The sequence below is a fragment of the Exiguobacterium sp. SH5S4 genome (assembly GCF_004337045.1).
GTDB classification, from domain to species: Bacteria; Bacillota; Bacilli; order Exiguobacteriales; family Exiguobacteriaceae; genus Exiguobacterium; species Exiguobacterium aurantiacum_A.
Genome location: NZ_SJUQ01000039.1, coordinates 1 through 22,012, shown reverse-complemented (window position 1 = coordinate 22,012; position 22,012 = coordinate 1). Strand labels below are relative to the sequence as shown.

Annotated in this window: 20 protein-coding genes; 4 read left to right on the top strand and 16 right to left on the bottom strand. The window is 52.6% G+C overall.

The window, feature by feature from the left end; genetic code table 11:
* The first annotated feature begins 150 nt into the window (after positions 1-150).
* Entirely contained in the window at positions 151-1,236 is a 1,086-nt protein-coding gene (locus tag EVJ32_RS15145; protein ID WP_131459016.1) for a GGDEF domain-containing protein, read from the top strand.
* A 217-nt stretch (positions 1,237-1,453) separates the two neighbouring features.
* Here EVJ32_RS15145 and EVJ32_RS15140 read toward each other — a convergent pair whose 3' ends face one another.
* The 8 genes from EVJ32_RS15140 to EVJ32_RS15105 all read right to left on the bottom strand — a co-directional run bounded on the left by EVJ32_RS15140 (position 1,454) and on the right by EVJ32_RS15105 (position 9,078).
* Positions 1,454-2,545 (bottom strand): ABC transporter ATP-binding protein, encoded by a 1,092-nt coding sequence (locus EVJ32_RS15140; protein WP_131459015.1) that lies wholly within the window; start codon positions 2,543-2,545, stop codon positions 1,454-1,456.
* Positions 2,546-2,965: 420 nt separating this feature from the next.
* Positions 2,966-4,447 (bottom strand): cryptochrome/photolyase family protein, encoded by a 1,482-nt coding sequence (locus EVJ32_RS15135; protein ID WP_131459014.1) that lies wholly within the window; start codon positions 4,445-4,447, stop codon positions 2,966-2,968.
* Between the two features lie 196 nt (positions 4,448-4,643).
* A complete protein-coding gene (locus EVJ32_RS15130; protein ID WP_131459013.1) occupies positions 4,644-4,922 on the bottom strand; it encodes a hypothetical protein in 279 nt (92 codons plus the stop codon).
* Positions 4,923-4,979: 57 nt separating this feature from the next.
* The gene (locus tag EVJ32_RS15125; protein ID WP_131459012.1) at positions 4,980-6,029 is read right to left on the bottom strand and encodes a C45 family autoproteolytic acyltransferase/hydrolase; all 1,050 of its coding nucleotides are present in this window, start codon (positions 6,027-6,029) and stop codon (positions 4,980-4,982) included.
* 63 nt (positions 6,030-6,092) lie between these two features.
* Positions 6,093-7,832 carry a methyl-accepting chemotaxis protein gene (locus tag EVJ32_RS15120; protein ID WP_131459011.1) on the bottom strand — a complete coding sequence of 580 codons (1,740 nt, stop codon included), beginning with the start codon at positions 7,830-7,832 and terminating at the stop codon, positions 6,093-6,095.
* 94 nt (positions 7,833-7,926) lie between these two features.
* Complete coding sequence (locus tag EVJ32_RS15115; RefSeq protein ID WP_131459010.1) at positions 7,927-8,379, bottom strand: hypothetical protein; 453 nt, start codon at positions 8,377-8,379, stop codon at positions 7,927-7,929.
* Between the two features lie 11 nt (positions 8,380-8,390).
* Entirely contained in the window at positions 8,391-8,813 is a 423-nt protein-coding gene (fabZ, locus tag EVJ32_RS15110; RefSeq protein WP_131459009.1) for a 3-hydroxyacyl-ACP dehydratase FabZ, read from the bottom strand.
* 13 nt (positions 8,814-8,826) lie between these two features.
* On the bottom strand, positions 8,827-9,078 hold the full coding sequence (locus tag EVJ32_RS15105) for a DNA-directed RNA polymerase subunit beta (RefSeq protein ID WP_070328163.1): 252 nt from the start codon (positions 9,076-9,078) through the stop codon (positions 8,827-8,829).
* 205 nt (positions 9,079-9,283) lie between these two features.
* Here EVJ32_RS15105 and mscL point away from each other — a divergent pair, with 205 nt between their 5' ends.
* Positions 9,284-9,664, top strand: coding sequence for a large-conductance mechanosensitive channel protein MscL (mscL, locus tag EVJ32_RS15100; RefSeq protein ID WP_131443558.1), 381 nt, complete (start codon positions 9,284-9,286; stop codon positions 9,662-9,664).
* A gap of 17 nt (positions 9,665-9,681) precedes the next feature.
* Here mscL and EVJ32_RS15095 read toward each other — a convergent pair whose 3' ends face one another.
* The 4 genes from EVJ32_RS15095 to EVJ32_RS15080 form a co-directional block, all read right to left on the bottom strand.
* The gene (locus tag EVJ32_RS15095) at positions 9,682-10,785 is read right to left on the bottom strand and encodes a glycerate kinase (protein ID WP_236639529.1); all 1,104 of its coding nucleotides are present in this window, start codon (positions 10,783-10,785) and stop codon (positions 9,682-9,684) included.
* A gap of 63 nt (positions 10,786-10,848) precedes the next feature.
* Complete coding sequence (locus EVJ32_RS15090; protein WP_131459008.1) at positions 10,849-11,634, bottom strand: flagellar hook-basal body protein; 786 nt, start codon at positions 11,632-11,634, stop codon at positions 10,849-10,851.
* An 11-nt stretch (positions 11,635-11,645) separates the two neighbouring features.
* Entirely contained in the window at positions 11,646-12,419 is a 774-nt protein-coding gene (locus EVJ32_RS15085) for a flagellar hook-basal body protein (protein WP_236634160.1), read from the bottom strand.
* A gap of 158 nt (positions 12,420-12,577) precedes the next feature.
* Positions 12,578-14,509: a sensor histidine kinase gene (locus tag EVJ32_RS15080; protein ID WP_131459006.1), complete on the bottom strand. Its 1,932-nt coding sequence runs from the start codon at positions 14,507-14,509 to the stop codon at positions 12,578-12,580.
* Between the two features lie 189 nt (positions 14,510-14,698).
* Between EVJ32_RS15080 and EVJ32_RS15075 the strand changes: the two genes are divergently transcribed.
* Positions 14,699-16,507: a sensor histidine kinase gene (locus EVJ32_RS15075; RefSeq protein WP_131459005.1), complete on the top strand. Its 1,809-nt coding sequence runs from the start codon at positions 14,699-14,701 to the stop codon at positions 16,505-16,507.
* Positions 16,488-17,252: a response regulator gene (locus EVJ32_RS15070; RefSeq protein WP_131459004.1), complete on the top strand. Its 765-nt coding sequence runs from the start codon at positions 16,488-16,490 to the stop codon at positions 17,250-17,252. Before EVJ32_RS15075 ends, EVJ32_RS15070 begins: the two co-directional genes overlap by 20 nt.
* A 161-nt stretch (positions 17,253-17,413) precedes the next feature.
* Here the strand turns inward: EVJ32_RS15070 and mreB are convergent, their stop codons facing one another.
* The 4 genes from mreB to EVJ32_RS15050 all read right to left on the bottom strand — a co-directional run bounded on the left by mreB (position 17,414) and on the right by EVJ32_RS15050 (position 21,630).
* A complete protein-coding gene (gene mreB, locus EVJ32_RS15065; protein WP_131459003.1) occupies positions 17,414-18,400 on the bottom strand; it encodes a rod shape-determining protein in 987 nt (328 codons plus the stop codon).
* A gap of 75 nt (positions 18,401-18,475) precedes the next feature.
* Entirely contained in the window at positions 18,476-19,777 is a 1,302-nt protein-coding gene (gene murA / locus EVJ32_RS15060; protein ID WP_131459002.1) for a UDP-N-acetylglucosamine 1-carboxyvinyltransferase, read from the bottom strand.
* A gap of 212 nt (positions 19,778-19,989) precedes the next feature.
* Positions 19,990-20,235, bottom strand: coding sequence for a DUF1146 family protein (locus tag EVJ32_RS15055; protein ID WP_131459001.1), 246 nt, complete (start codon positions 20,233-20,235; stop codon positions 19,990-19,992).
* 204 nt (positions 20,236-20,439) lie between these two features.
* Positions 20,440-21,630 (bottom strand): EAL and HDOD domain-containing protein, encoded by a 1,191-nt coding sequence (locus EVJ32_RS15050; RefSeq protein ID WP_236636097.1) that lies wholly within the window; start codon positions 21,628-21,630, stop codon positions 20,440-20,442.
* Positions 21,631-22,012: the final 382 nt, after the last annotated feature.

The window sequence follows — 22,012 nt, the reverse complement described above, 5'->3', positions numbered from 1 at the left end:
GTGTCGCAACTTAAACGTTAGGGTGAGATTGTGGTTGCTGGCAAGTCCTTTTTCTTTTCTAAAATAGGAGTGCAGAGTTGTGTACGTTTCCGTTGCACACTTCTGCACTCCTATTTTGCACTACACATCTGTGACTAAGGTCGTGATTTTATGCCAATTATCTCTCTATTCGTTAATGCTTGTGTCGCTTTTACCGGCTTTTATTTGATTTCCAAAGTGTTTCACTCACAACTATTCTTCTCATCAAGAAGTCGTGGCGTCCTAATCGGTATGCTCGCGGGGATGCTCGGCTTGTTCCTTATGTTTAACGGTGTCGAGGTGAACGAGGATGTCCGTGTCGACTTGCGCCACTTGCCGCTCGTATTGCTCGCTTTTTATGGTGCACGTTTGCCATTGTTCATCGCGACCGGCTTTATCGCAAGCACTCGGTTCTTGTTTGGATTCACTGATCAAGCCGTCGTCGCCTTTATCGCGACGTGGTTCGTTAGCCTCGGTATGATATGGATTCATCGCCGTCTGTCTGAACGACTGTTCTTTCAAAGTATGCTATTAAACGTCTGGGCGCTATTTGTTATCTCAATCGCCGTATTAATCAATCTCGGCTGGAGCATGTCTTATATCACACTTATCGCCACGATTTGGACGGTTGGACTATTGGTCGGGTTGCTCTCGAGCGTACTGACGATTGACCTTGAGCAGGCGAAACGACGAGCGAAAGATTATAAACAATCCGCCGAGCGTGACCCTTTGACCGGTTTATTCAACCGTCGTGTCTGGGATCGTTATACGTCTGAACTAGAGAATGAAAATCGGCCGTCTAACGTACTGGCGTTAGACATCGACCATTTCAAACGCGTCAACGATACATATGGTCATGCAAACGGGGACCTCGTTTTACAACGCTTTGCTGAACTGCTTTTGGCTGAAACGAGATTGCATGATGTGGTCGCACGTGTCGGTGGTGAAGAGTTCGTCATTTTAATGTATGATCTTACTCCTGAAAAGGTGGAAAAAGTCGCTGAACGTATTCGTAAGCGGATTGAGGATGAAGTTTTCGTATTGAAGGACTTTCCTCCGATTCATATCACCGCTTCAATCGGGATTGCCCACGGTAAATCGGAGCCGGTTCAGAAGATGACCGAAGCAGCGGACAACGCATTATATCAAGCGAAACGCTCGGGACGAAACCAAGTGATTCTAACGAATGTCAGTGAACTTTCACTCGTAACCAACTAATGATTCACCTTAAAAAATGGAGCCTTCGAGTGAAGGTTCCATTTTTTTATACGTTGAGTGAACTCCCCGTATATGAGCGCAGGATTATGTTTCCGAAGTCGAATCAACTGTTGATAATATTGAAACAATGACAAGAGGCCGTCAGGAGCGCATCAATTGCTCCCGGTGGCCTCTTTCCTATGAATCTACAGTGCTGTCCCCGCTTCTTGCTTCTCGTTCATCGTCTGATTTCGAGTGTCTCAAACAGCTTCGGTGGACGAGTCTCAAGGAGCCCTCCGTTCTCGTCGAACAACGTCATATGCCGCGGCGCAATGTAACATGCCACTTTTTCGCCGATCGCGAGCGGCCATTGACCTTCCCATTTGGCAATCCACTCGGCATTCCCTAAATGAAACGTGAGCATGGTTTCCGCACCGAGTACTTCAATCCTTTTCAACTCGGCATAAAAGGTCACATCTGCTCCCGCCGGCAGGATGTGCTCGGGTCGGACTCCAAGTATCGCCTGCTCTATTCCCGTGACCAATAAGGGACGGAACAGACGGCCGTCGTTGACAGACCATCCCTTGTCACTTCGCGTCACAGGCGTCAAGTTCATCGGGTGTGTACCAAGGAACGACGCGACGAACGTATTCGCCGGTTTGTTGTACAAGTCGAGCGGTTTACCGATTTGCTGAGCGCGACCGTTATTCATGATCATCATCCGGTCCGCCATCAACATCGCCTCGCTCTGGTCTTGGGTCACGTACAGAAACGTCAGACCAAAATGTTGTTGCCATTGCCGAAGCTTCGCGCGAAGTTCCGTTCGAAGTTTGACATCAAGGTTCGAGAACGGTTCATCGAGCAAGTAGATTTGCGATTCCGTGCTGAGCGCTTGAGCCAAAGCAATCCGTTGTCGTTCCCCCCCTGAGAGTTCGTATGGTTTTCGTTTCATGAGGTCGGACAGTTCAAACAGATTGACCATCTGACGGCATCGGTCTTGTCGCGCTGAACGTGTCAAGCCTCTTCCGCGCAAGGACCACTCCATGTTTTGCTCAACGGTCAAGAAGCGATAGAGCGTGTCCTGCTGAGACAAATACGCCACCTCTCGTTCCTTCGGTTTCAACCGATTCGTCGCGACCCCGTCAATGCGGATCGTCCCGCTCGTCGGCGACTCCATGCCGGCAATCATGCGAAGGAGCAAACTTTTTCCGCAGCCTGACGGGCCGACAATCGCAAAACATTCGCCCGCCTCGACCATCATATCAAGCTCGTTTATGACTTCACGGTCCCCATACTTTTTTCTAACATGTTGTAGCTGGAGCGATTTCATACTGAACTCTGATTGCTGCTCGTCTGAAGTGTCACGTCCAATCGAACGGCAGACGCATCAAACTGTCCATGGTAGACGGTGATAGGTCGGGACACCACGTTGTATGTCACGATCGGAAGAGAGATGGAAGGGATAGCATCCCACGTTTGAGAGTTTGGTTGACTCGAACAAGGATCACCTTGTTTTGTTTCAAGTTCTACTGCGTGCGTATTGCTATTCATCTGAATCATTCCTTTCTAAAAAAGGACCACCAGAAACATGACGTCACGGACGTGTGGGCTTCTGCTGGTCTCTCGAATGTTCTACCGAATGCTATTCACTTTGGGTTGAGGGGTCTCACAAGTCCTATCGTAACGGATGAATGTAAAGCATCCGTGAAGCCCGTGCAAAATTTTATAAAGACGACGTAAAAAAACCGATTCACGGGGAATCGGTCAATGTTTGTCGCGCTTTCGCCAAGATGTCGGCTTTGACGTCGTCGTCACGCCCTTGCCAGTTGCGGACCATCATCTTCATGCGCTGGTTGTTCGAGAACCGCTCCTCGTGCTTGTCGATGAAGTTCCAATAGAGGGCGTTGAACGGACAGGCGTCAGCCTCGGTCGTGTGTTTCGGGTTATATTTGCAGCCTTTACAGTAGTCGCTCATCCGGTCGATGTATTTGCCCGAGGCGATGTACGGCTTCGTCGCAAGACGTCCCCCGTCGGCATGGAGTGCCATCCCGAGCACGTTCGGCAACACGACCCAGTCGTAGGCATCGATATACATCTCGTTGAACCAGTCGCTCGTCTGTTGTGGTGAGATCTCGAACAGCGTCGCATAGTTACCGAGCACCATCAGCCGCTGGATGTGATGGTTGTGCGCCCGCTCGACGACCGGCTTCAGACTCTCGTGCATACAGTTCAGGTCCGTCTCCGCGTCCCAAAACAAGCCAGGTAAGTCACGCTCGTGGTTGAAAGTGTTCACGTCTCGATAGTCGGGCATCAACGCCACATAGACGGCGCGCATGTATTCCCGCCAGCCGAGAATTTGGCGGACGAACCCTTCGACTGAAGCAAGGGGCGCGTCGGTCGCGCATGCCGCCTTGACGACCTCATGCGGGGTCAGCAGTCCGACATTGATTGCCGCCGACAACAGACTGTGTGACATCTCCGGGTTTTCGGTCAACATCGCGTCCTGATACGGACCGAACGTCTCGAGCCGCTCGTCGACGAAACGCTTGAGTGCTCGCCTTGCCTCGTCCCGCGTCACCGGCCAAGCGAACGGTTCGATTTGTCCAGGGTGGTCGGAAAACGTCGTCTCGACTTTTCGGATGACGTCTGTCGTGATGGCGTCAGGTTGGAAGTAGATGGCCGGTGGGAACGTGAGCCCGGACTTTGGCGGCTGGCGATTGTCCGCGTCGAACGACCACTTGCCGCCTTTCGCCTTGCCGTCTTCGAGCAACACGTCAAACCGCTTGCGCATATGACGGTAGAACCGGTCCATCCGCCACGGTTCGCTGCCGAGCGTGTCGACGGCCTCTTGCTTCGTTAAATAGAAGAGCGGCACGTCCGTATGTTCGATGAGCTCGTGCTGGTCTCCGAACTGCTTCAGCTTCCGCTCCATCGGCTCATCGGTGACGGCCGTGTAGTGAATCGCATCGGGATTGAAGCGGCTGAAGTGATCGTCCCACGCGTCTTGGAACGAGTCGGCCTCGTGGTAGTCGACGGTGAAGCCGCGCTCGCGTAACTCCTCGGCGAAATGTCGCATCGCCGAGAAGATGAGGACGAGTTTTTGTTTATGATACTTCCGCCACATCGCCCGTGACGTCGCCTCGATCATGACGATGACGTCATCGGCTTGGACGTGGTCGAGCATCTCGAGGTCGTGTGATAACTGATTGCCGAAAATCCAAAATGAGCGCACGGATTCATCCCCTCTCTGATTTTTTGATTGTGCTACACTCAATCTACATAACGTTCGTTTAGAAAGGAATGGTTCAATGTTCTCAAAACGTCTCCAGACATGGATTGACAGTCAATACAGACCTCTAAGATCAGCGCGGACCTGATTCCCGCGATTATCGTACGGTCGCTGTGACGGGGCGAAAACCACTCTAACGTCAGCCTCTACTCCTCCGTGTCACAGCGACCCCACCGAAACCGCTAATGATCGCGATATAGAATCCTAAATCATAAAACCAACCGGTGTTGTTCACTTCATAGACGCGATACGTATCATTGAACAACCCTAAAATCAGTGACACCGGTGCGATCCAGCCGTGCCAGACACCCCAAAAGAAGCCGGCCGGGTCCGTCGTATAGGAGCCGTCACCCGGCACGCAGCCGCCGAGGACGACAACCATCCCGAGCATGATGGACAATAAACCGATTCGTTTCATATAAATCCCTCCTCGTATTCCTATTCCCCGTTTCCATAAAAAAAGCACTGACCGAAGTCAGCGCCAAAGTTGGACCGTGTTGGCGAACTCGATATCGGTCGCGATCTCACCGTCGAGGGCGTGCAAGTCGAAATCCTCCCCGTCGAGCCACGTCTGAAAATCAAAGATGACCGGGTCGCGGTCGCCGCCGAGGGCGAACCACGTCTCGAGCGTCTCCGGGAAATAGGCGGCCGTATGGATCGTCCCGGCCCAACTTTTATACAGCTCCGAAAACACACCTTTATCCGAGTCGTTCATGAGCCGGAACGCGCTCTCGGCGTCTTGGACGATATGTTGATACATCTTGATCTCCATCATCCGCCGCGTCGAGTCGTCGAGATGGTAACGGTTCTCGTGCTGCAACAGCTCGAAGTGGTTCGTGCAAATGTTCGATTCGCGGACACGGATGTCGCGCGGGGTCGCTTCGATGACACGTGTATTTGACGACTTGTCATGGACGACATACGTGAACGAGCCGCGGTGCGGGATGTCTTTCAACAGATCGACCGCTTCTTCGACCGTCGCGCACGTCTCGAGAATCATCCGTCCGATCATCTGGCAGACGAAGCCGTCGCCGGGGCGGCGGCGGTTGATGAAGTTATAGCCCATGGCGAGTCCGCGCTCGTTCATTCCGTCCATCCGCCCGGTGACGCGCGAGACGGGTCCGATGACGGCGTAGCCCTCGTCCGGTTGGAACACGTTGTAGCGCCCGTCATACGTCATCGGATGATAGTCGTAGTTGCGGACGAGGAAGTTGTCCCCTGTCAAAATCGAGCAGCCGCTGATCGGGTTATTGACCCGGAAATGACCGAAGTGAAGGAGCGTATCGCCGAGCGTCAGTTCGAGCTCGTCCTGCAGGCCGAGTAGTTCTTCCCAAATCCTCGGGGCGAACCGGGCGAACGCTTGTTTCGCCTCGCGCTCGTCGATCTCAAACCGGGGGACGCGCAGCTTCCACTGATCGGTCCGGTTCTCGAGCAGCTTGCTGCGCTTGATATATTCACCTTGAAAGCGGCCAAAGTCATAATGACTGCCGCGGAATTGTGTAAGTTCGCTTGAGACACGTTGCATGAAAAAACCTCCCTTGCGCCCATTATAGCGGACGCGCGGGAGGGATGTCTGACTTGAAGCTGTTCATAGCTTAAACTGGCGGCTCATCTGTTGCATGTCTTCCGCAGTGAGCGACAAGTCTTTGACGAGACGGTTCATCGTCTCGCTCGTCGCCGACATCTGTTCAGTCGAGGCGGCCACTTCCTCGTTACCGGCCGTGCTCTCTTCGGAGATCGACGCAATATCTGAAAGACCGCGCTTGATGTCTTCTTGGTTCGTCTTGACGCGACCGAGCTGTCCTTGCATCGACCCGGTCAACCGTTGCATCTCACGGACACTCGCCTCGATCTCGTTGAACGCCTGCTTCGTCGCTTCGAGCGTCCGTCTGCCGTCTTCGGCGGCGTGCATACTGTCGGTGAACGTCTCGCCGAGCGCAATCGAGTTTCGTTTGACGCTGCCGACGATCTCTGAGATCTCACTGACCGACTGGGCGACGCTGTTCGACAGACCCCGAATCTCGGAGGCGACGACGGCGAACCCTTTCCCGTGTTCCCCGGCACGGGCCGCCTCGATGGCCGCGTTCAAGGCGAGCAAATTCGTCTGTTGCGAGATCTGTCGGATGATCGTGACGAGCGCGGTCACTTCGTCCGCCTGTTGCTCAAAGTCTTTCACTTGGCCTTGCGACTCATTCACTTGCGCATGGATGTTCGTCATCTTCCCGACCGCGTCTTCCATGAGCTGCAGCCCTTCTGCTGTCGCCCGACTGACGACTTCCGCTTGAGTGCTCACGCCGTGCCCGTCCGTCGCCGTCTGTTCGACGAGTCCCGAGAACTCGTTCATGTGTCCGTACAGCTTCATCGTGAGCACGCTCTGATTCTCGACCCCGCCGGCGATTTCTTCCATTGTGAACGCAATCTGTCGCGACGCGTCGTTCACTTCTTCCGAGATGCTCGCGACGTTACCGCTCTCGTCACGGACCGTCTGTGCTGACGTCTGTAGGTTTGAGATCAACCCTTTCAACATCTTCGTCATTTGGTCCATCGACGCAGTCAGACGCTTGATCTCATCATTCGCGCGCAGTTGAATCTTGTCCATCTCAACCGACGCCGTCGCCAAGTCGCCACCGGCGATATGCGTTGCGACGCGTTCAAGGTCACGGAGCGGCCGCAATTTCCAACCGAGGTAACGCCAAATGATGACCGAGGCGAGACCGAGCAAGATGACGAGGCCGATGAGTACCGGAAGCAGACTTTCGCGTAATACGCCAGTCGTCACCGCTTTGACATCGTCTGCGCTTTTGTCGATGCCCATGACACCGATGACTTCATCCCCTTGCTTGATCGGGACGAGCACCGTCATATAGGTCCCAAACTCCGGGTCTTCGACGATCGGCGTCGTGCCGGTTCCGCCTTCAAACGCCGGTTGCGCGTCTTCGAATGAAGTTGCAGTCACCGGTGTCCCAATCTCGACCGCGTCCGTAGCACTCATTCCATCTACAATGATTTGTAGCTCCTCACCGTCTAATGCGAGCGTGTAGACGTACATCGCCCCGATTTGTGTACGATACGTATCGAGCTGTTCCCGAAACTGCTCGAATCGCTCATTCTTCTCCGGATTTTGTAAAAACGCCGCATACGCGTCCGCGTCCATCGCCTCGCTGATTCGGGCAGCGTCTTCTAGCAAGACGGCCTGCATCGAGCTGAGCACCGCATGTTTCGTGCTGAAGTACTGGATGACCCCGAACGTAACGATGAGCAGTGCGACGAATGCGAGCATCGCCGCAAGGATACGGTTTTGCAGTGACTGTGGTTTATTTTGTTTCATAAATTCCCCTCCTAGTTCCTTATGTTCTATATCGGAGGAAATCTAAAAAGAGTAAACAAAAAACGGATGATTTTCGACAAAATCATCCGTTTTTTTATTTATTTGTCGAATTAACGGCTTCGAGCGGCATCGAGACTTCCGCCTCACCTTCTTCTCCGATATGGAACAACGGGAGTGTCGTCGGCACGAACAATTCTGGGTTCATGTCGGCTTGATAGACGTATGTCCGCACGTCACCTTCACGCTCGGCGACGAGTTCACCGAACGGGATCGGTACGCGCGTGCCATCGACTTCGTAGCTGATCACCGTCGTCGGGTCGAGCCGACGGTCTTCGAGCACCCGGATCGTGAACAGCATCGTCGAGCTGTTCGTCCGCTCGAGCGACACGGCGATCGACTCAGACTGTCCGGCCCGCTTGTCGATCATCGCATCGCCCGCCGTCTGTTCGAAGACGACGTTCTCTTCTGTCGCTTCTTCTGTCTGCATCTGTTGGCATCCGACGATCGTCGCTAATCCAAGCATCAAGGCAATCACTAATACACGCATCTCGTTTCCCCTCACTTCAGGGCGAAAGTCAGTTCTGCAACACACGCCACTTCTCCGTCGACCGTCGCTACGGCACGTCCTTTACCGATCGGACCACGCACCTTCAAGATCTCGACCTCGAGGCGCAACTGGTCGCCCGGGACGACTTGACGTTTGAAGCGACAGTTGTCGATGCCGGCGAAGAACGCGAGCTTACCTCGGTTCGACTCTTGTTTGAGCATCGCGAACGCACCGACTTGGGCGAGTGCTTCGATGATCAAAACGCCCGGCATGACGTTATAGTCTGGGAAATGTCCGTTGAAGAATTCTTCGTTCGCCGTCACATTTTTTAAACCGACGGCCCGTTCGCCTTCTTCGACCTCGAGAATCCGGTCGATGAGCAAGAACGGGTACCGATGCGGGATCACTTCTTTAATCTGTTCAATCGTGTACATGGTTCCACCACCCTTATGATGTTAGCCAGAAATCGGTGATATGGCGCCACGTGTCGATGTTGAACACGTCTCTCCACTCGCCTCCGCCAATCACGCTGTACCCGATAATGGCACCGATCGCGAGCATCGCGGCGGCCAAGATCAAGACAACGATGATGCGTAACAAGATCGGGAAACGGCGGTTGTTCGACAAGCGCTTTCGCTCCGTCCGCTCTTTAGGCTCTTTTTCTTCCGAGCCCTTTTGTTCTTCGTTCGTCACGTCCATTCATCCTTTCAGCTGATCTGATTATAACATATTAGTACCAGGTATTAAAATTGTTTCATAAGTTCTTTATAAGTGTAACGTATCTAGAAATGTCGAACAAGCGCCCCGTCCTCTGGCAGTCGAGCGTCCGTGCGAAAAAAGATACGGCTTGCCTCAAAGAATATGCTAACGTGAGGGTATTCATTGTAAAAGGAGGATTCATTTCATGTGGAAAGAATTCAAGGACTTCGCAATCAAAGGTAATATGATCAACCTTGCTGTCGCCTTCATCCTCGGGGCCGCCTTCACGGCGATCGTCACGTCGCTCGTCAACGATATCTTCATGCCGTTCCTCGGCATCCTGATCGGCGGCATCGATTTCTCGACGCTCGCAGTCACCGTGCTCGGCGTCAGCGTCACATACGGCAACTTCCTGCAAGAGATCGTCAAGTTTTTCCTGATCGCTTTCGCCTTATTCATGATGGTCAAAGGGATCAATCGCCTGAAGCGCGAGCAAGCGATCGAAGAGACGCCAGAGCCAGAGTTGTCGCGCGAAGAACAGTTGCTCTCAGAGATTCGTGATCTGCTTAAAAACCGTCCGCTATGAGTCATTCGTCTGAACCGTCACGGTTTAGACGTTTTTTCAATTAGTCGAAACGCTCGGCTGACCGCGTTCGTCAAGAGCGGTGCCGCTTCCATCATCGCCGTCTCAAGCGTCATGACCCGGGAAATGAGCGGGAAAATGGCTTCAATCCCGACTTCCGGGAGTGCCGTCATGTCGGTCTGTCCGGTGAAGACGATTGTCGGTACATGATGTGTTCGTGCGAAGCGGGCCAGACCGTATGGCGCTTTCCCGTGCAGTGTCTGTTCATCGAACTTACCTTCCCCCGTGATCAACCAATCGGCCCCATGCAGCTGCGCGTCAAACGATGACCAACGCATCACTTCCTCGATGCCATTCACGTACGTCGCCCCGAGCTGGTACATCGCAAAACCGATGCCACCAGCAGCTCCCGCCCCAGACCGCATCGTCAAATCGTGCTCGAAGCAACGGGCGTATGCGGCAAGCTGTTCATCATAACGTGCGACGTCCACGTCCGCTAACCCTTTTTGTGGACCGAACACGGCCGCCGCGCCCGCATGTCCGAGGAGCGGGTTCGTCACGTCCGAGGCGATTCGCCACGTGACGTGCTTCGCCTCCGGCATCAGACCGGACCAGTCGACGCGCTTCACGCGCTCGAGTCCGTGCGGGAACGGTCCGAGCACTCGTCCGGACGCATCGAGGAAACGGACGCCTAGCGCTTCGAGCACGCCCTTGCCACCATCGACGGTCGCACTGCCGCCGAGACCGATCGTGATGCGTCTCGCTCCGCGTTCGATCGCTTGTCTGAGTTGCATCCCCGTACCGTAAGAACTGTACCGCCACGGATCAAGCTGGTCAACGAGCGTCAGTCCGGACGCTTCCGCCACTTCGACGACCGCTTCTCGTGTTGCTTCATGCCATCCGTAGCGCGCCTGACGGACTTGTCCGTCGAGCGCGGTCACTTCCTGTTCGACCGCATTCGCTTCCGGATGTGTCGCCAGCCAGGCGTCGAGAAACCCTTCGCCCCCGTCCGACACAGGAATCTCTACGACGTCATGTCCCGCAAGCGCCCGTCGTACCGCCCGATTTGCTTCCTGACTCGTCAGCGAGCCTTTGAATGAATCCATCGCCACAACAATTCTCATACCGTTCCCTCCTTCACCTCATTATAAAATAAAAACCGCTCCTCCGAAGAGAAGCGGTCAATGTTATGGGCGAAGTGACGTCACGAGCCCCATCATCTGGTCGCTCATCGACAGCGCCCGGGAGTTCATCTGGTAGGCACGCTGGGTGATCGTCATATCGGTCATCTCTTTCATCAAGTCGACGTTCGATGATTCGAGCGTCCCTTCTAATAAGAGATTCCCGACTGGACGGTCGACTTCGATATCGAGGTCAGCCGAATAGATGTTGTTCCCAAGCGGACGAAGTTCCGACGTGTTGCGCACCTCGACGATGTCGAGGCGTCCGAACTCTTCTTCGACACCGTTCACGCTGGCGACGACGACACCGTCTTGGCGGACGCGATGATTCGTCGCTTCGTTCGGCGTGACGATACGGTTGCCATCTGCACCGAGAAGTGCGTTGCCGTTCACGTCAGAAAGTGTCGTCCCGTCATTGCCGACCGAGAGCTGCATGTTGCCGCTCCGGGTCACACCGATCCCGTCTTCCGTCTCGACGACGAAAAACTGGCGGCTCGCCTGCAAGAAGACGTCAAGACCTCGGTCCGTCTTTTTGATTTGGCCGATGTTGAACTGTTGGGAGATGTCCCCGACGTGACCGCCGACACCGATGCGGATCCCGTTCGGTGTATCGCGGCCGACTTCAAGTTCGGCCCGAGGTTGATTGTCATACGCTTGCGAAAGGAGCGAGGCGAAGTGACCTTGCTGGCGTTTAAAGCCGACCGTGTCGACGTTCGCGATGTTGTGGCCGGTCACATCGAGCTGGCGTTGAAGCTGGGCTAGTGACGAGACCGAGTTATAAATGGACTGCATGGGTTTCCTCCTTATCGAATCCGAGCGATTTCGATGGCCCGCTCGGCACTCTTGTCATACGCCTGGACGACTTTTTGGTTTGCCTCGAACTGACGGTACGTCACCATGAGGTCAGCCATCGTCCGGTCGAGGTCAACGTTTGCTTCTTCGATATAGCCTTGTTGGAACTGGACGTTCACAGCGGGATTTGCTCCCCCGTTGACGCGATAGTCGTTCCCGACTTGTTCGAGCGTGGCCAAATCATCGATTTGAACCGCCCCGAGCGTCGCTACGTCCTGACCGAGCGACGTGATTTGACCGTCACCTGACAATTCGAAGTCACTAGACGGCAACTGGATGCGTTCACCCGTATCCGACAAGATGTACCCACCATCCGCCGAGCGGAGGAACCGCTCATCGTCGACCGAGAAGCGGCCGTTCGTCGTATAGAGCGCCTCCCCGTTCTGTTCGACCGCGAACATGGCGGCGCCTGTAAAGTCAGCCGGAACTTTCAAATATACGTCGGTCGGGCTATCCGTCGCCGTGACGCTGCCAGCAGAGAAGCGTGGCATCGTTTCCTGTAAATACACGCCGGTCGAGAGCGTGCCGACCTCGCCTTGGACACGCGAACGGTCGTTACCAGGATGGCTCACCTCGGCGAGCAATAGTTCAGGGAACGACCGGACGACACCATTTGATGCCTTGAAGCCCGGAGTCCGAACGTTTCCAAGGTTGTTGCTCAATATCTCTTGTTGCCGCTGAAGCGCGTTCATCGCACCCGCCGCCGTATAAAGTCCACGTAACATATTCGTCTTCCCTTCATCCTTAAAGTTTCTACTCTTTATATCGTACCAAAGGAAGGAATCATTCACCCTTTTTCGAAAAAATGCATAAAAAACTCCTTAGTCGTCAATACGAGACAAAGCCCACTTCAGTTTGACTGAAGTGGGCTTTGTCTATGCAATCATTCAACAATCGGCAGTTCGACGATGATCGTCGTCCCATGTTCTGATTTAGAGCGGACTGAAATCGTCCCGCCGTGTGATTCGATGATCTCTTTACAGATGGCGAGCCCAAGGCCGGTGCCTCCAATATTACGGCTCTGTTCATTCTGTACACGGTAAAACTTTTCAAATAACCGTTTGGCATCTTCTGCTGTCACCCCGATACCCTCGTCTTCGATGGCGACGCGGAAGACGTCCTCTTCACGCGATACGTTGACGGCGATATTCCCGCCGTCAGGTGAATATTTGATGGCGTTGTTCAAGATGTTCGAGAACACTTGGCGCAGTTGGGCCAGGTCCCCTGAGACGCGAATCTCCTCGTCACACTCGAAATGGAACGCATGCAGCTCGGTCGACCCCGCATGAACCTCAAGGACGTCCGAGAGGAGCTCGAACAGACTCTCGACTTTAAAGTCTTGCTCGACTTTTCCCGCTTCCATCTTTTGAACGTCGAGCAGATCACTGACGAGCCGTTCAAGCCGTCTCGTCTCGCTGTTGATCATCCCTAGGTAACGCTTTCGTTTCAGTTCATCGACGTGACGGTGCTCGAGGAGCTCCGTGAAGCCGAGGATGGATGTCAAAGGCGTCCGCAGTTCGTGAGATACGGTTGCGACCAATTCAGTTTTCAACCGATCGACCTCAATCTCTTTCGTGACGTCGCGCAACACAAAGATAACACCAACACGTTCGTCCTGCAGTTCGATCGGTTCGGCATACATCCGTATGATACGTCTTCCCCCTTGCATCGAGTACGTAAACGTCTCATCAAATATTCCTTCATGCTTCGCTCGATTTGTGAACCGGTTGAGACCTTCCTGATCGTCGATTTGATCCATGAACAGTCGGTAAAACGCTTCAATCGGATAGAGACTTTGGCGATCATTAAATGGGATTGGTTGTTCGTACAGATCAAACAACGCCGCATTGGCATACCTTTGCCCTGTGTCCGTCTTAACAAATACGATCGCGTCTCGCATCGTATGAACAATTCGTGCCGTCTTCTCTCGTTCCCGCTCCAATTCATCATGCTGCTTGATGAGCGAACTCGACATCGCGTTGAACGATCTCGAAAGCTGCCCCACCTCATTTTGAAGCGGATCGACCGGGACGAGCAATGCGTGCGGGTCGACTGCCAACCGTTCGCTGTTCGTGATGAGTGCCTGGAGCTGGTTCGTCAACCGGACGATATACGGTTGCAGACTGATAAAGAGCGTAAACAGGGCGCCGAGCAAGATGATGAGACAACTCCATTGGGCTTTGGCGAGCTGTTCAGATAACGATGCACGCAGTCCGATCTCTCGGAAGTCAAGTTCGGACCGATAATCGGTGAATATCGATTCCATGTCGACGATGCTCGCGCTCATATCGGCCGCGCTAGTCGACTTGAAGTTGAATCGTGTCTGGTTCGAATTCGCATTTTGCGTCAGAAGCTGTCCGACGGTCGCCATCTGCAGGAACGGCTCATCGACTTCTCCGTTCGCCTTGGCAATCACGTAACGCTCGAGCCCGGGCATGACCCGGGACGTATAGACTGTAAAGAGGAGACGGGCTTCAGTCGCGAACGTCACTTCTTCTGCGCTCGCGGCGCTTTGTTCGAACCACGTCGTCTGTTCGTCGATCCGGCCTTGTGCCGTTCGTACTTCATCTAGCAGTGACGCCTCACCGAGCAGGACATGCCCGCGCATCTCATACTGCATCGATTGCCACGTCTCGAACAAGTCGGTCGCGCGCGCGCGTTGTTCACTGATTCGCTCGAGTTCAACCATCGTCTCATCGATCGCCTGTTGCGTATAAAAATAAGTCCCGAGCGAGGGAACGGAAATTAAAACGATGAGAGCGTAGAACACCGTTAGGACTTGCCGGCTAATCCGTTGTTCGATCCAGTGTTTCATACATGGCCTTCTTTCCGTATCAGTTATATTTCATTTAATTATGTTCGCTATTCAAACAAAGCAGATACGTGTACTATAATTAAGTGTTAGTCATTATTTTTCTAAAAAATGTAGCTTTTTTCCTGACTTAGTAACAGTATAGAGATGACTTCTCACAAGAAACTCACAAATAGCGAAGGGAATATGCTAATGACCCCTAAATATATCGGGCTGACGCTGTTGATTCTCCTCCTGGCATTGACAGGTGGGCTCACGTTCACACGCGGGCAGTCGATTGACAGTACAGCTACCGTCACCCAAGGAACTGCCGACTTGAGCGCTTCCGAAGTGACCGACACGATCGTACGTCTTGACGGGACTTGGCGTTTTCAATCGAGCCTGCTCGACCAAGTCGACCGTCAGACGTATCGCAACGTCCCGCACATAACCCCACATCAAGTGGCAACGTACGAAGCGGACGTCTCTCTCCCGCCTGGCCAGTACGCGTTACGCGTCCCGAGAAACCACCCGCACATCCGTCTCGCAATCGATGGTGAAGCGGTATCTCCCGTCTATTCGTCGACACCCGATTCACGGCATGCCTATCTCGTCTTACTCGATACGCACGCGCCCGATTTTCGCTTGACGATGCAAGTGACCAGGTCGGATGAACGCACAACCGGTATCCAAGACAGTCTGCTCATCGGTCCGACGAGCAGTATCATAACCCTCCAAAATAAATTTTTCAGCTACGATTTTATCATTATTTTGATTTCGTTTTTAATTTTTTCATTCTATGCGATCGTCTTTATGTTCCACCGGAAAGAATCGCTCTATCTATACGGTGCCGCCTTCTTCTTCTTGATCGGCTTGTCGTTGTTGACACGTGATCAAATGATCATATTCGAATTCATCCCGGCCATGACCTACGTCGTTGCCCATAAGTTCAGCTTGATCACAGGACTCCTTAGCTTGACCATGCTGATCGGATTCGCACTCCGGCTCGAGCAAGTCCCGTTCAGCCGTTTCCTCTCCATCGCATCTTACCCACTCTACGCGTTCAGCTTGATCGCACTCATCATTCCGTACAGTGTACACGCGACGTTTGATTATGTTGCCTGGGTTTATGTACTCGTAATCGCCTTGTTTTGGACAGGACTCAATATCCATTGGCTGTTCGAACGAAAAGACGATGGGTATCCGTTTGAATTTCTAATCTTTACGCTCGCGTTGGTCATCGGCTATATCGGCCAACTCATCTACGTGTTCATCACGCATCCGAACCAAGTGTTGTATTCGAACGTCCTGTCGCTCATCTACTTTTTACTCATGTTCATGTTGCTACCGGTTCATTTATCGACCGACAAAAAACAGAAGCGGGAAGTGCAGACGTTCGCCACACAAAGCGAGATCTCATTCTTCAACTCTCAAATCAAACCGCACTTTTTGTATAACACGTTCGGGAACGTGATCGCACTCTGCTACACGGCACCGAATGAAGCCGCACGCCTCCTTGGTCACTTGAGCACATATGTCCGCTTCATTTTTGAGAACGGACGCACAGAGACAGATATTTCACTCCGGCAAGAACTCGCGGTGATCGATTCTTATTTGATGATCGAGCAGACGCGGTTCGACGGCGCCTTCACCATCATCAAAGAGATTGACGAGACCGTTCTCGACGCCCTCATTCCTCCACTCTTGATTCAACCGCTCGTTGAGAACGCGGTCCAGCATGGGTTGATGAAACAAGACGGCGTCAAACGTCTCATGCTATCCGTCCAAGACGCCGGCGATATGATCGATATCCGTATCGCGGATAACGGAGTCGGCTTTGACCCGAAGACGGTGCTTCACGAATTGAGCGGTATCGGCATCCCGAACGTCAAGAGCCGAATCGGTTACCTTCCTGACGCCACGTTTAAATTGAATTCTGAACACGGGGTCGGCACGAACGTGCACATTCGGCTTCCGAAACGAGAGAGGATGACAGTAACACATGCGGACGATCCTGATTGAAGACGAGCCCCATATTTTGAGGATGATGGAACGATTCATCCAAGCAGAACCGAATTTGAAATGGATGGGCTCGTTCCACGACCCCGTCCAAGCACTCGAATTTTTAACGACGCAAGAAGTCGATCTCGTCTTTCTTGACGTCGAAATGCCAAAGATGAACGGAATCGACCTCGCCAAGCGCCTGCCTGAGACGACACAAGTCGTTTTCACGACGGCACACAGCCAATACGCGGTCGAGGCGTTCGGGTTACAGGCGACCCACTATCTCCTCAAACCGATCACCGAAGAAATGATTCACGACCTCGTCCCGCTCGTCTCGAAACGGTATACAGAGACGCTTCAGCCCAAGCATCATCGGACGTGTACGATCCAATGTTTCAACAATTTCTCCGTCAAGACGCATGAAGGCGACCTCGTCAAATGGCCGACCCAAAAGACCGAAGAACTTTTCGCCTACTTGATTTACCATCGCGACAAGGTCGTCAATAAATGGCTCATCGCCGAGACGCTCTATCCCGATATCGATGATCCGCAACGGGCACTCCATAACGTCTATAACCTCATCTATCGCTTAAAGAAGACGCTTGCTGATTTCGACTTGAACATAACGGTCCAAACGATCAACAATGGCTACTCGCTTCATTTAGAGGACGTTTGTTCATGTGACTACCACGACTGGTTGAACACTGGTCAGACGGAAGCAAACACTCGCCTGTTCGTCGACAAAGATTACAAGTGGCACTAAAAAACTTCTTCCCGCTCGGGGAAGAAGTTTTTTTATCGTCCGATGTTTAGGGGAGCAAAAAACTAGTGTAAGGCTAGTCAACAAAAGGACGAACCAAAAAACTCGGTCCAGGCGTCCCGTCTTCTCTAGGAAGCGTAGACGCCGTGTACCGAGTTTCCCTCTTATTTCAATCGATCTAAGTTCTCAAGCATGATGCCTGTACCGTGCGCGACGCTAAGCGTCGGCTCGTCGGCGATCATGACTGGCAAACCGACTCGTTCAGCAACGAGCTGGTCGATGCCGTGAAGGAGCGATCCGCCACCTGTCATGATGATGCCGCGGTCGATGATGTCAGCCGCGAGTTCTGGCGGCGTCTGTTCGAGGACGCGCTTCGTCGCTTCGACGATCTCGTTCGCCGACTCGGCCATCGCTTCACGGAGTTCTTCTGACGTGATCGTTACTGTACGCGGAAGCCCACGCACCATGTCTCGGCCTCGGATATCCATCGTCTCGTTGCGCCCACCTGGGAATACGGTCGCGATCTCTTTTTTGATCTGTTCGGCCGTACGCTCACCGATGATGAGCTTGTGCTTGTCTTTGATGGCACGGAGAATGTCCGTATCGAACCGGTCTCCGGCAATCTTGATCGTTTCACCGCAGACGATATCGCCCATCGAGAGGATGGCGACGTCGGTCGTCCCGCCCCCGATATCGACGATCATATGTCCAACCGGTTTCCAGATGTCCATGCCCGAGCCGACAGCCGCCGCTTTCGGTTCCACGGCGAGGAAGACTTCTTTGGCGCCAGCTTTCTCAGCGGCCTCACGAATGGCTTTCGCCTCGACTGGTGTCACGTTGGCCGGTGTACAGATCAGCATCCGGATCCCGCCGAAGAAGCCACGGACTTGAATCTTCTCGACAAAGTGGCGAAGCATCGCTTCTGTCGTCGCGAAGTCGGCGATGACCCCGTCACGGAGTGGACGGATGGCAACGATGTCGCCAGGCGTACGCCCGACCATCTGATACGCTTCCGAACCAACGGCGAGCACTTTCCCTGTCGAACGCTTGATGGCCACGACTGAAGGCTCGTCGAGAACGATACCTCGGCCTTTCACGTGGATGACGACGTTTGCTGTTCCTAAATCAATCCCGATATCTTTTGAAAACATGGTGTGTAGGTTCCTCCGTTCGTTACTTCATTGAAAAGAGCGAGAAGAATCTCCTCGCTCCTATGAGTCTATTAATTAGTTGTTGACCATTTCTTCAGCGACTTCGACAGTTCCTTCGATTCGCTCGATGTCGGCACCGAGTGCTTGAAGTTTCTTGTGGAAATCGACGTATCCGCGGTCGATATGGTATAAGTCACCGACACGAGTCTCCTCGTCGGCGATGAGTCCTGCGAGGACGAGCGCTGCCCCGGCACGAAGGTCTGTCGAAACGACTTCGGCACCTTGGAGGCGGACGCCACCTTTAATGATTGCTGAACGACCTTCAATCTTAATATCTGCGTTCATGCGGCGGAATTCTTCGACATGCATGAAGCGGTTTTCAAACACAGTCTCCGTAATGACTGACGTGCCGCCCGCTTTTAAGACGAGGGCCATCATTTGCGCTTGCATATCTGTCGGGAAACCAGGGTGTGGCATCGTCTTCAAGTCGATTGGCTTCAACACTTCTGGTCCAATGACACGCATACCTTCCGTCGTCTCTTCGAACTTGACGCCCATCTCTTCCATCTTCGAGATGAGTGGACGTAGGTGTTCGCGCTCAGCTCCGATGACTTCAATGTCGCTGGCTGTGATCGCAGCAGCGACGAGGAACGTGCCGGCTTCGATACGGTCCGGGATGATCGAATGCTCAGCACCATGCAACTTGTCTACGCCTTCGATGCGGATCGTTTCCGTTCCAGCACCGCGGACGTGAGCGCCCATACCGTTCAAGAAGTTCGCGAGGTCGACGATTTCCGGTTCTTTCGCAACGTTCTCGATAACAGTCGTTCCTTCAGCGAGAACCGCCGCCATCATGATGTTTTCTGTCGCACCGACCGATGGGAAGTCAAGATAAATCTTCGCACCTTTCAAGCGACCTTCAACCGATGCTTCGACGAAACCGTTGCCGATCACTGTCTTCGCGCCCATTGCTTCAAACCCTTTTAAGTGGAGGTCGATCGGACGTGATCCAATCGAACATCCACCTGGCATTGCGACACGCGCATGCCCAAGACGAGCAAGGAGAGGACCCATGACAAGGATTGAGGCACGCATTTTGCGAACGTACTCAAGCGGCGCCTCGTCTTTGATTGTGCCCGAGGCATCGACAGTGACTTCGTTGTTTGCTTCATCGAACGCGACCTCTGCACCGAGATGGCGAAGTACTTTATTAATCGTGTAAACATCAGCAAGACGTGGCACGTTTTGAAGTACCGATTTTCCTTCGCCTGCTAAAAGAGTGGCAACCAATGTTTTCAGTACGGCGTTTTTAGCTCCTTCAACACGCACAATACCTGACAATTTACGTCCTCCACGGACTACAATCAAATCCTTCATATCTCTCTTTGTCCTCCAGCTTCGTTGTTTTTTTATTTTATGCGTCGATATCCGTTTCCGGATGTGGTTATGTCGATTACTACGATGTTTTTTTAACGTGACGCCTCATCAGAAAAAAATAAAAATAAAATCATAATCTGTCCTGATGATTGGTCGTCATGTCAGACGAGTTTATCCTACATGATATACATATAGGAGTCGTTACAACAGGATTACAGTTTGTTAATGATTTGGAAAATCGACTGTAACGGTACGAGCGCCTGAGCTAATCGGATATACTCCAAGAAGAACTGGGCAATTAGAGAACCGAAGACGACGGCCACGAGGACACGCAAGACAGCGGCTTGCGGACTTCTCACTTGGTTGAGCACACTCTCCCATTTAACTGGCATGAGTGCCCACCAAGCGACGTAAATCGCTACGACATAGATGACGAGCGATAAAACGGTGTTTAACATCTTCAATTCCCCTTTTTTCGAAATTTTGTACCATTTTTAATCATAGCACGTTGCGACAGAGAAAAAAAGACTTAGCATGATGATGATCAATCGAATCGTCTCATCCTATCAGCTCACTCTCTTTAAATGAATCGCATACAAAAAGGACGTCATCGGCGCATAGCCTTTACTACAGTAATTAACGTCCCACCAAATTTTCAAACATTATTCCTTGTTTCCGTCCTGTGCGAGCGCCCAGCGGATCGCTTCGATATAGTAACGAGACCAATCTAGAGCCGTCTCGTCGACTGGCACAGTTAACTGCTCATACGCTTTTACCGATTCGAGCAGTTCATGCAACTTGTTCGGCTTACCGAGAAGTGCCTCTTTGACAACCGGTTTGACGGGGAGCTCGGCGATCAATGAATGCATCGTCTCGTCCAAAATGACGTCGAGTGAAGAGAAAATACCGGTGATGAACGCATCAAACGGAGCTACTCCCGGAATTGTCTCATCGGCAATCAACTCCATCATCTTCCCGCGGATGACGCTTTGCTTGATCAACTCTTTCGATTCAGACGTCTGCATCTCCCGAAGCAACATCAAATACGACCAACGCCGCATCTCATTAAGTCCGATGCGAGCAACGGCTTGTTCGATCGATTGAATCGTCGTGCGGCCCTTTTGATAGACCGTATTCACCGACCGGAGCATCTTGTAGGACAGATCGACACTTCGTTCGATTTGCCCGGCGATGCGGCGGAAGTTCGGTTCTGGTTTATCGAGCTCCTTCAGCACCTCGACGAGCGTATTACGGAGCGGATGGACTTCCGCCCCGTGAATGACTGTCGGGCGACTGAAGAAATAACCTTGGAACATTTTATAGCCAAGATCTTTGGCAATATCATATTCAAGCTTCGTCTCTATCTTTTCCGCAAGAAATTCAATCCGGTGCCCGAGCGCATCGATCAAGCGTTTCTGTTGATCGACCGGTGTCGCCTGATAATCGATTTTAATAATATCCGCAAGCCCGATCAACGGGCGGTATTTCTCTTCGAAGACAAAATCATCTAATGCGATTGTATAACCTTTCCGACGAAGTGATCGCAGGGCGGCAAGTACTTTCTCGGTCGGTTCGACGTGTTCAAGCACTTCGATGACGAGTGATTGCCGCGGCAATAATGAAGGCACTTCTCCTTCGATCAAGTTCTGTGGAAAGTTGATGAACGCCCGCGTCCCTTCGGTCAATTCCCGAAAATTAAAGACGAGGTAGGCGTTATGGATCACGTCGGCGGTCGCAAGCGCATCGTCGACGTGTTCGAACATATTTTTCTCGCTGCGGCGATACAACAGTTCGTAGCCGCAGACACGTAGTTTCTGGTCAAAGATCGGTTGACGCGCAACGTAAACTTTCATCCATTTATCTCCTTTTTGATAGTTCCCACCTATATTATCGGACAACCCGTTCTTTCGTTCCACTATTTGAACGCGAAAAACCTGATTCTTTCGACCTACGTTTTAATGACAGAAGCGGGTTCAATCGTCCAGTTCAAAATTGAGGAACAAAAAAATCCCCTCCCACTTAAACGGAGGGCACTGAAAAACCTCCGCTCTATCCGAGCGTGAACAGAAAAAAGGGCGATTGGACCGACTCAAGTCGGGACAATCGCCCTTTTTCCTTGCCCTTATCCTGTTTTTTCTTTTGAGAGGGTGATGATCCGCTTCAGGTTTACCGCGATGATCGCCATCACGCTCTGTAACGTCATGCCTTTCAGGTCTGACGTTTTGTTTCGCGCCA

Coding starts and splice junctions, on each gene's coding strand:
- EVJ32_RS15145 (WP_131459016.1), top strand. CDS start 151: ATGCCAATTATCTCTCTATTCGTTAATGCTTGTGTCGCTTTTACCGGC.
- EVJ32_RS15140 (WP_131459015.1), bottom strand. CDS start 2,545: ATGAAATCGCTCCAGCTACAACATGTTAGAAAAAAGTATGGGGACCGT.
- EVJ32_RS15130 (WP_131459013.1), bottom strand. CDS start 4,922: ATGAAACGAATCGGTTTATTGTCCATCATGCTCGGGATGGTTGTCGTC.
- EVJ32_RS15125 (WP_131459012.1), bottom strand. CDS start 6,029: ATGCAACGTGTCTCAAGCGAACTTACACAATTCCGCGGCAGTCATTAT.
- EVJ32_RS15120 (WP_131459011.1), bottom strand. CDS start 7,832: ATGAAACAAAATAAACCACAGTCACTGCAAAACCGTATCCTTGCGGCG.
- EVJ32_RS15115 (WP_131459010.1), bottom strand. CDS start 8,379: ATGCGTGTATTAGTGATTGCCTTGATGCTTGGATTAGCGACGATCGTC.
- fabZ (WP_131459009.1), bottom strand. CDS start 8,813: ATGTACACGATTGAACAGATTAAAGAAGTGATCCCGCATCGGTACCCG.
- EVJ32_RS15105 (WP_070328163.1), bottom strand. CDS start 9,078: ATGGACGTGACGAACGAAGAACAAAAGGGCTCGGAAGAAAAAGAGCCT.
- mscL (WP_131443558.1), top strand. CDS start 9,284: ATGTGGAAAGAATTCAAGGACTTCGCAATCAAAGGTAATATGATCAAC.
- EVJ32_RS15095 (WP_236639529.1), bottom strand. CDS start 10,785: ATGAGAATTGTTGTGGCGATGGATTCATTCAAAGGCTCGCTGACGAGT.
- EVJ32_RS15090 (WP_131459008.1), bottom strand. CDS start 11,634: ATGCAGTCCATTTATAACTCGGTCTCGTCACTAGCCCAGCTTCAACGC.
- EVJ32_RS15085 (WP_236634160.1), bottom strand. CDS start 12,419: ATGTTACGTGGACTTTATACGGCGGCGGGTGCGATGAACGCGCTTCAG.
- EVJ32_RS15080 (WP_131459006.1), bottom strand. CDS start 14,509: ATGAAACACTGGATCGAACAACGGATTAGCCGGCAAGTCCTAACGGTG.
- EVJ32_RS15075 (WP_131459005.1), top strand. CDS start 14,699: ATGACCCCTAAATATATCGGGCTGACGCTGTTGATTCTCCTCCTGGCA.
- EVJ32_RS15070 (WP_131459004.1), top strand. CDS start 16,488: ATGCGGACGATCCTGATTGAAGACGAGCCCCATATTTTGAGGATGATG.
- mreB (WP_131459003.1), bottom strand. CDS start 18,400: ATGTTTTCAAAAGATATCGGGATTGATTTAGGAACAGCAAACGTCGTC.
- murA (WP_131459002.1), bottom strand. CDS start 19,777: ATGAAGGATTTGATTGTAGTCCGTGGAGGACGTAAATTGTCAGGTATT.
- EVJ32_RS15055 (WP_131459001.1), bottom strand. CDS start 20,235: ATGTTAAACACCGTTTTATCGCTCGTCATCTATGTCGTAGCGATTTAC.
- EVJ32_RS15050 (WP_236636097.1), bottom strand. CDS start 21,630: ATGAAAGTTTACGTTGCGCGTCAACCGATCTTTGACCAGAAACTACGT.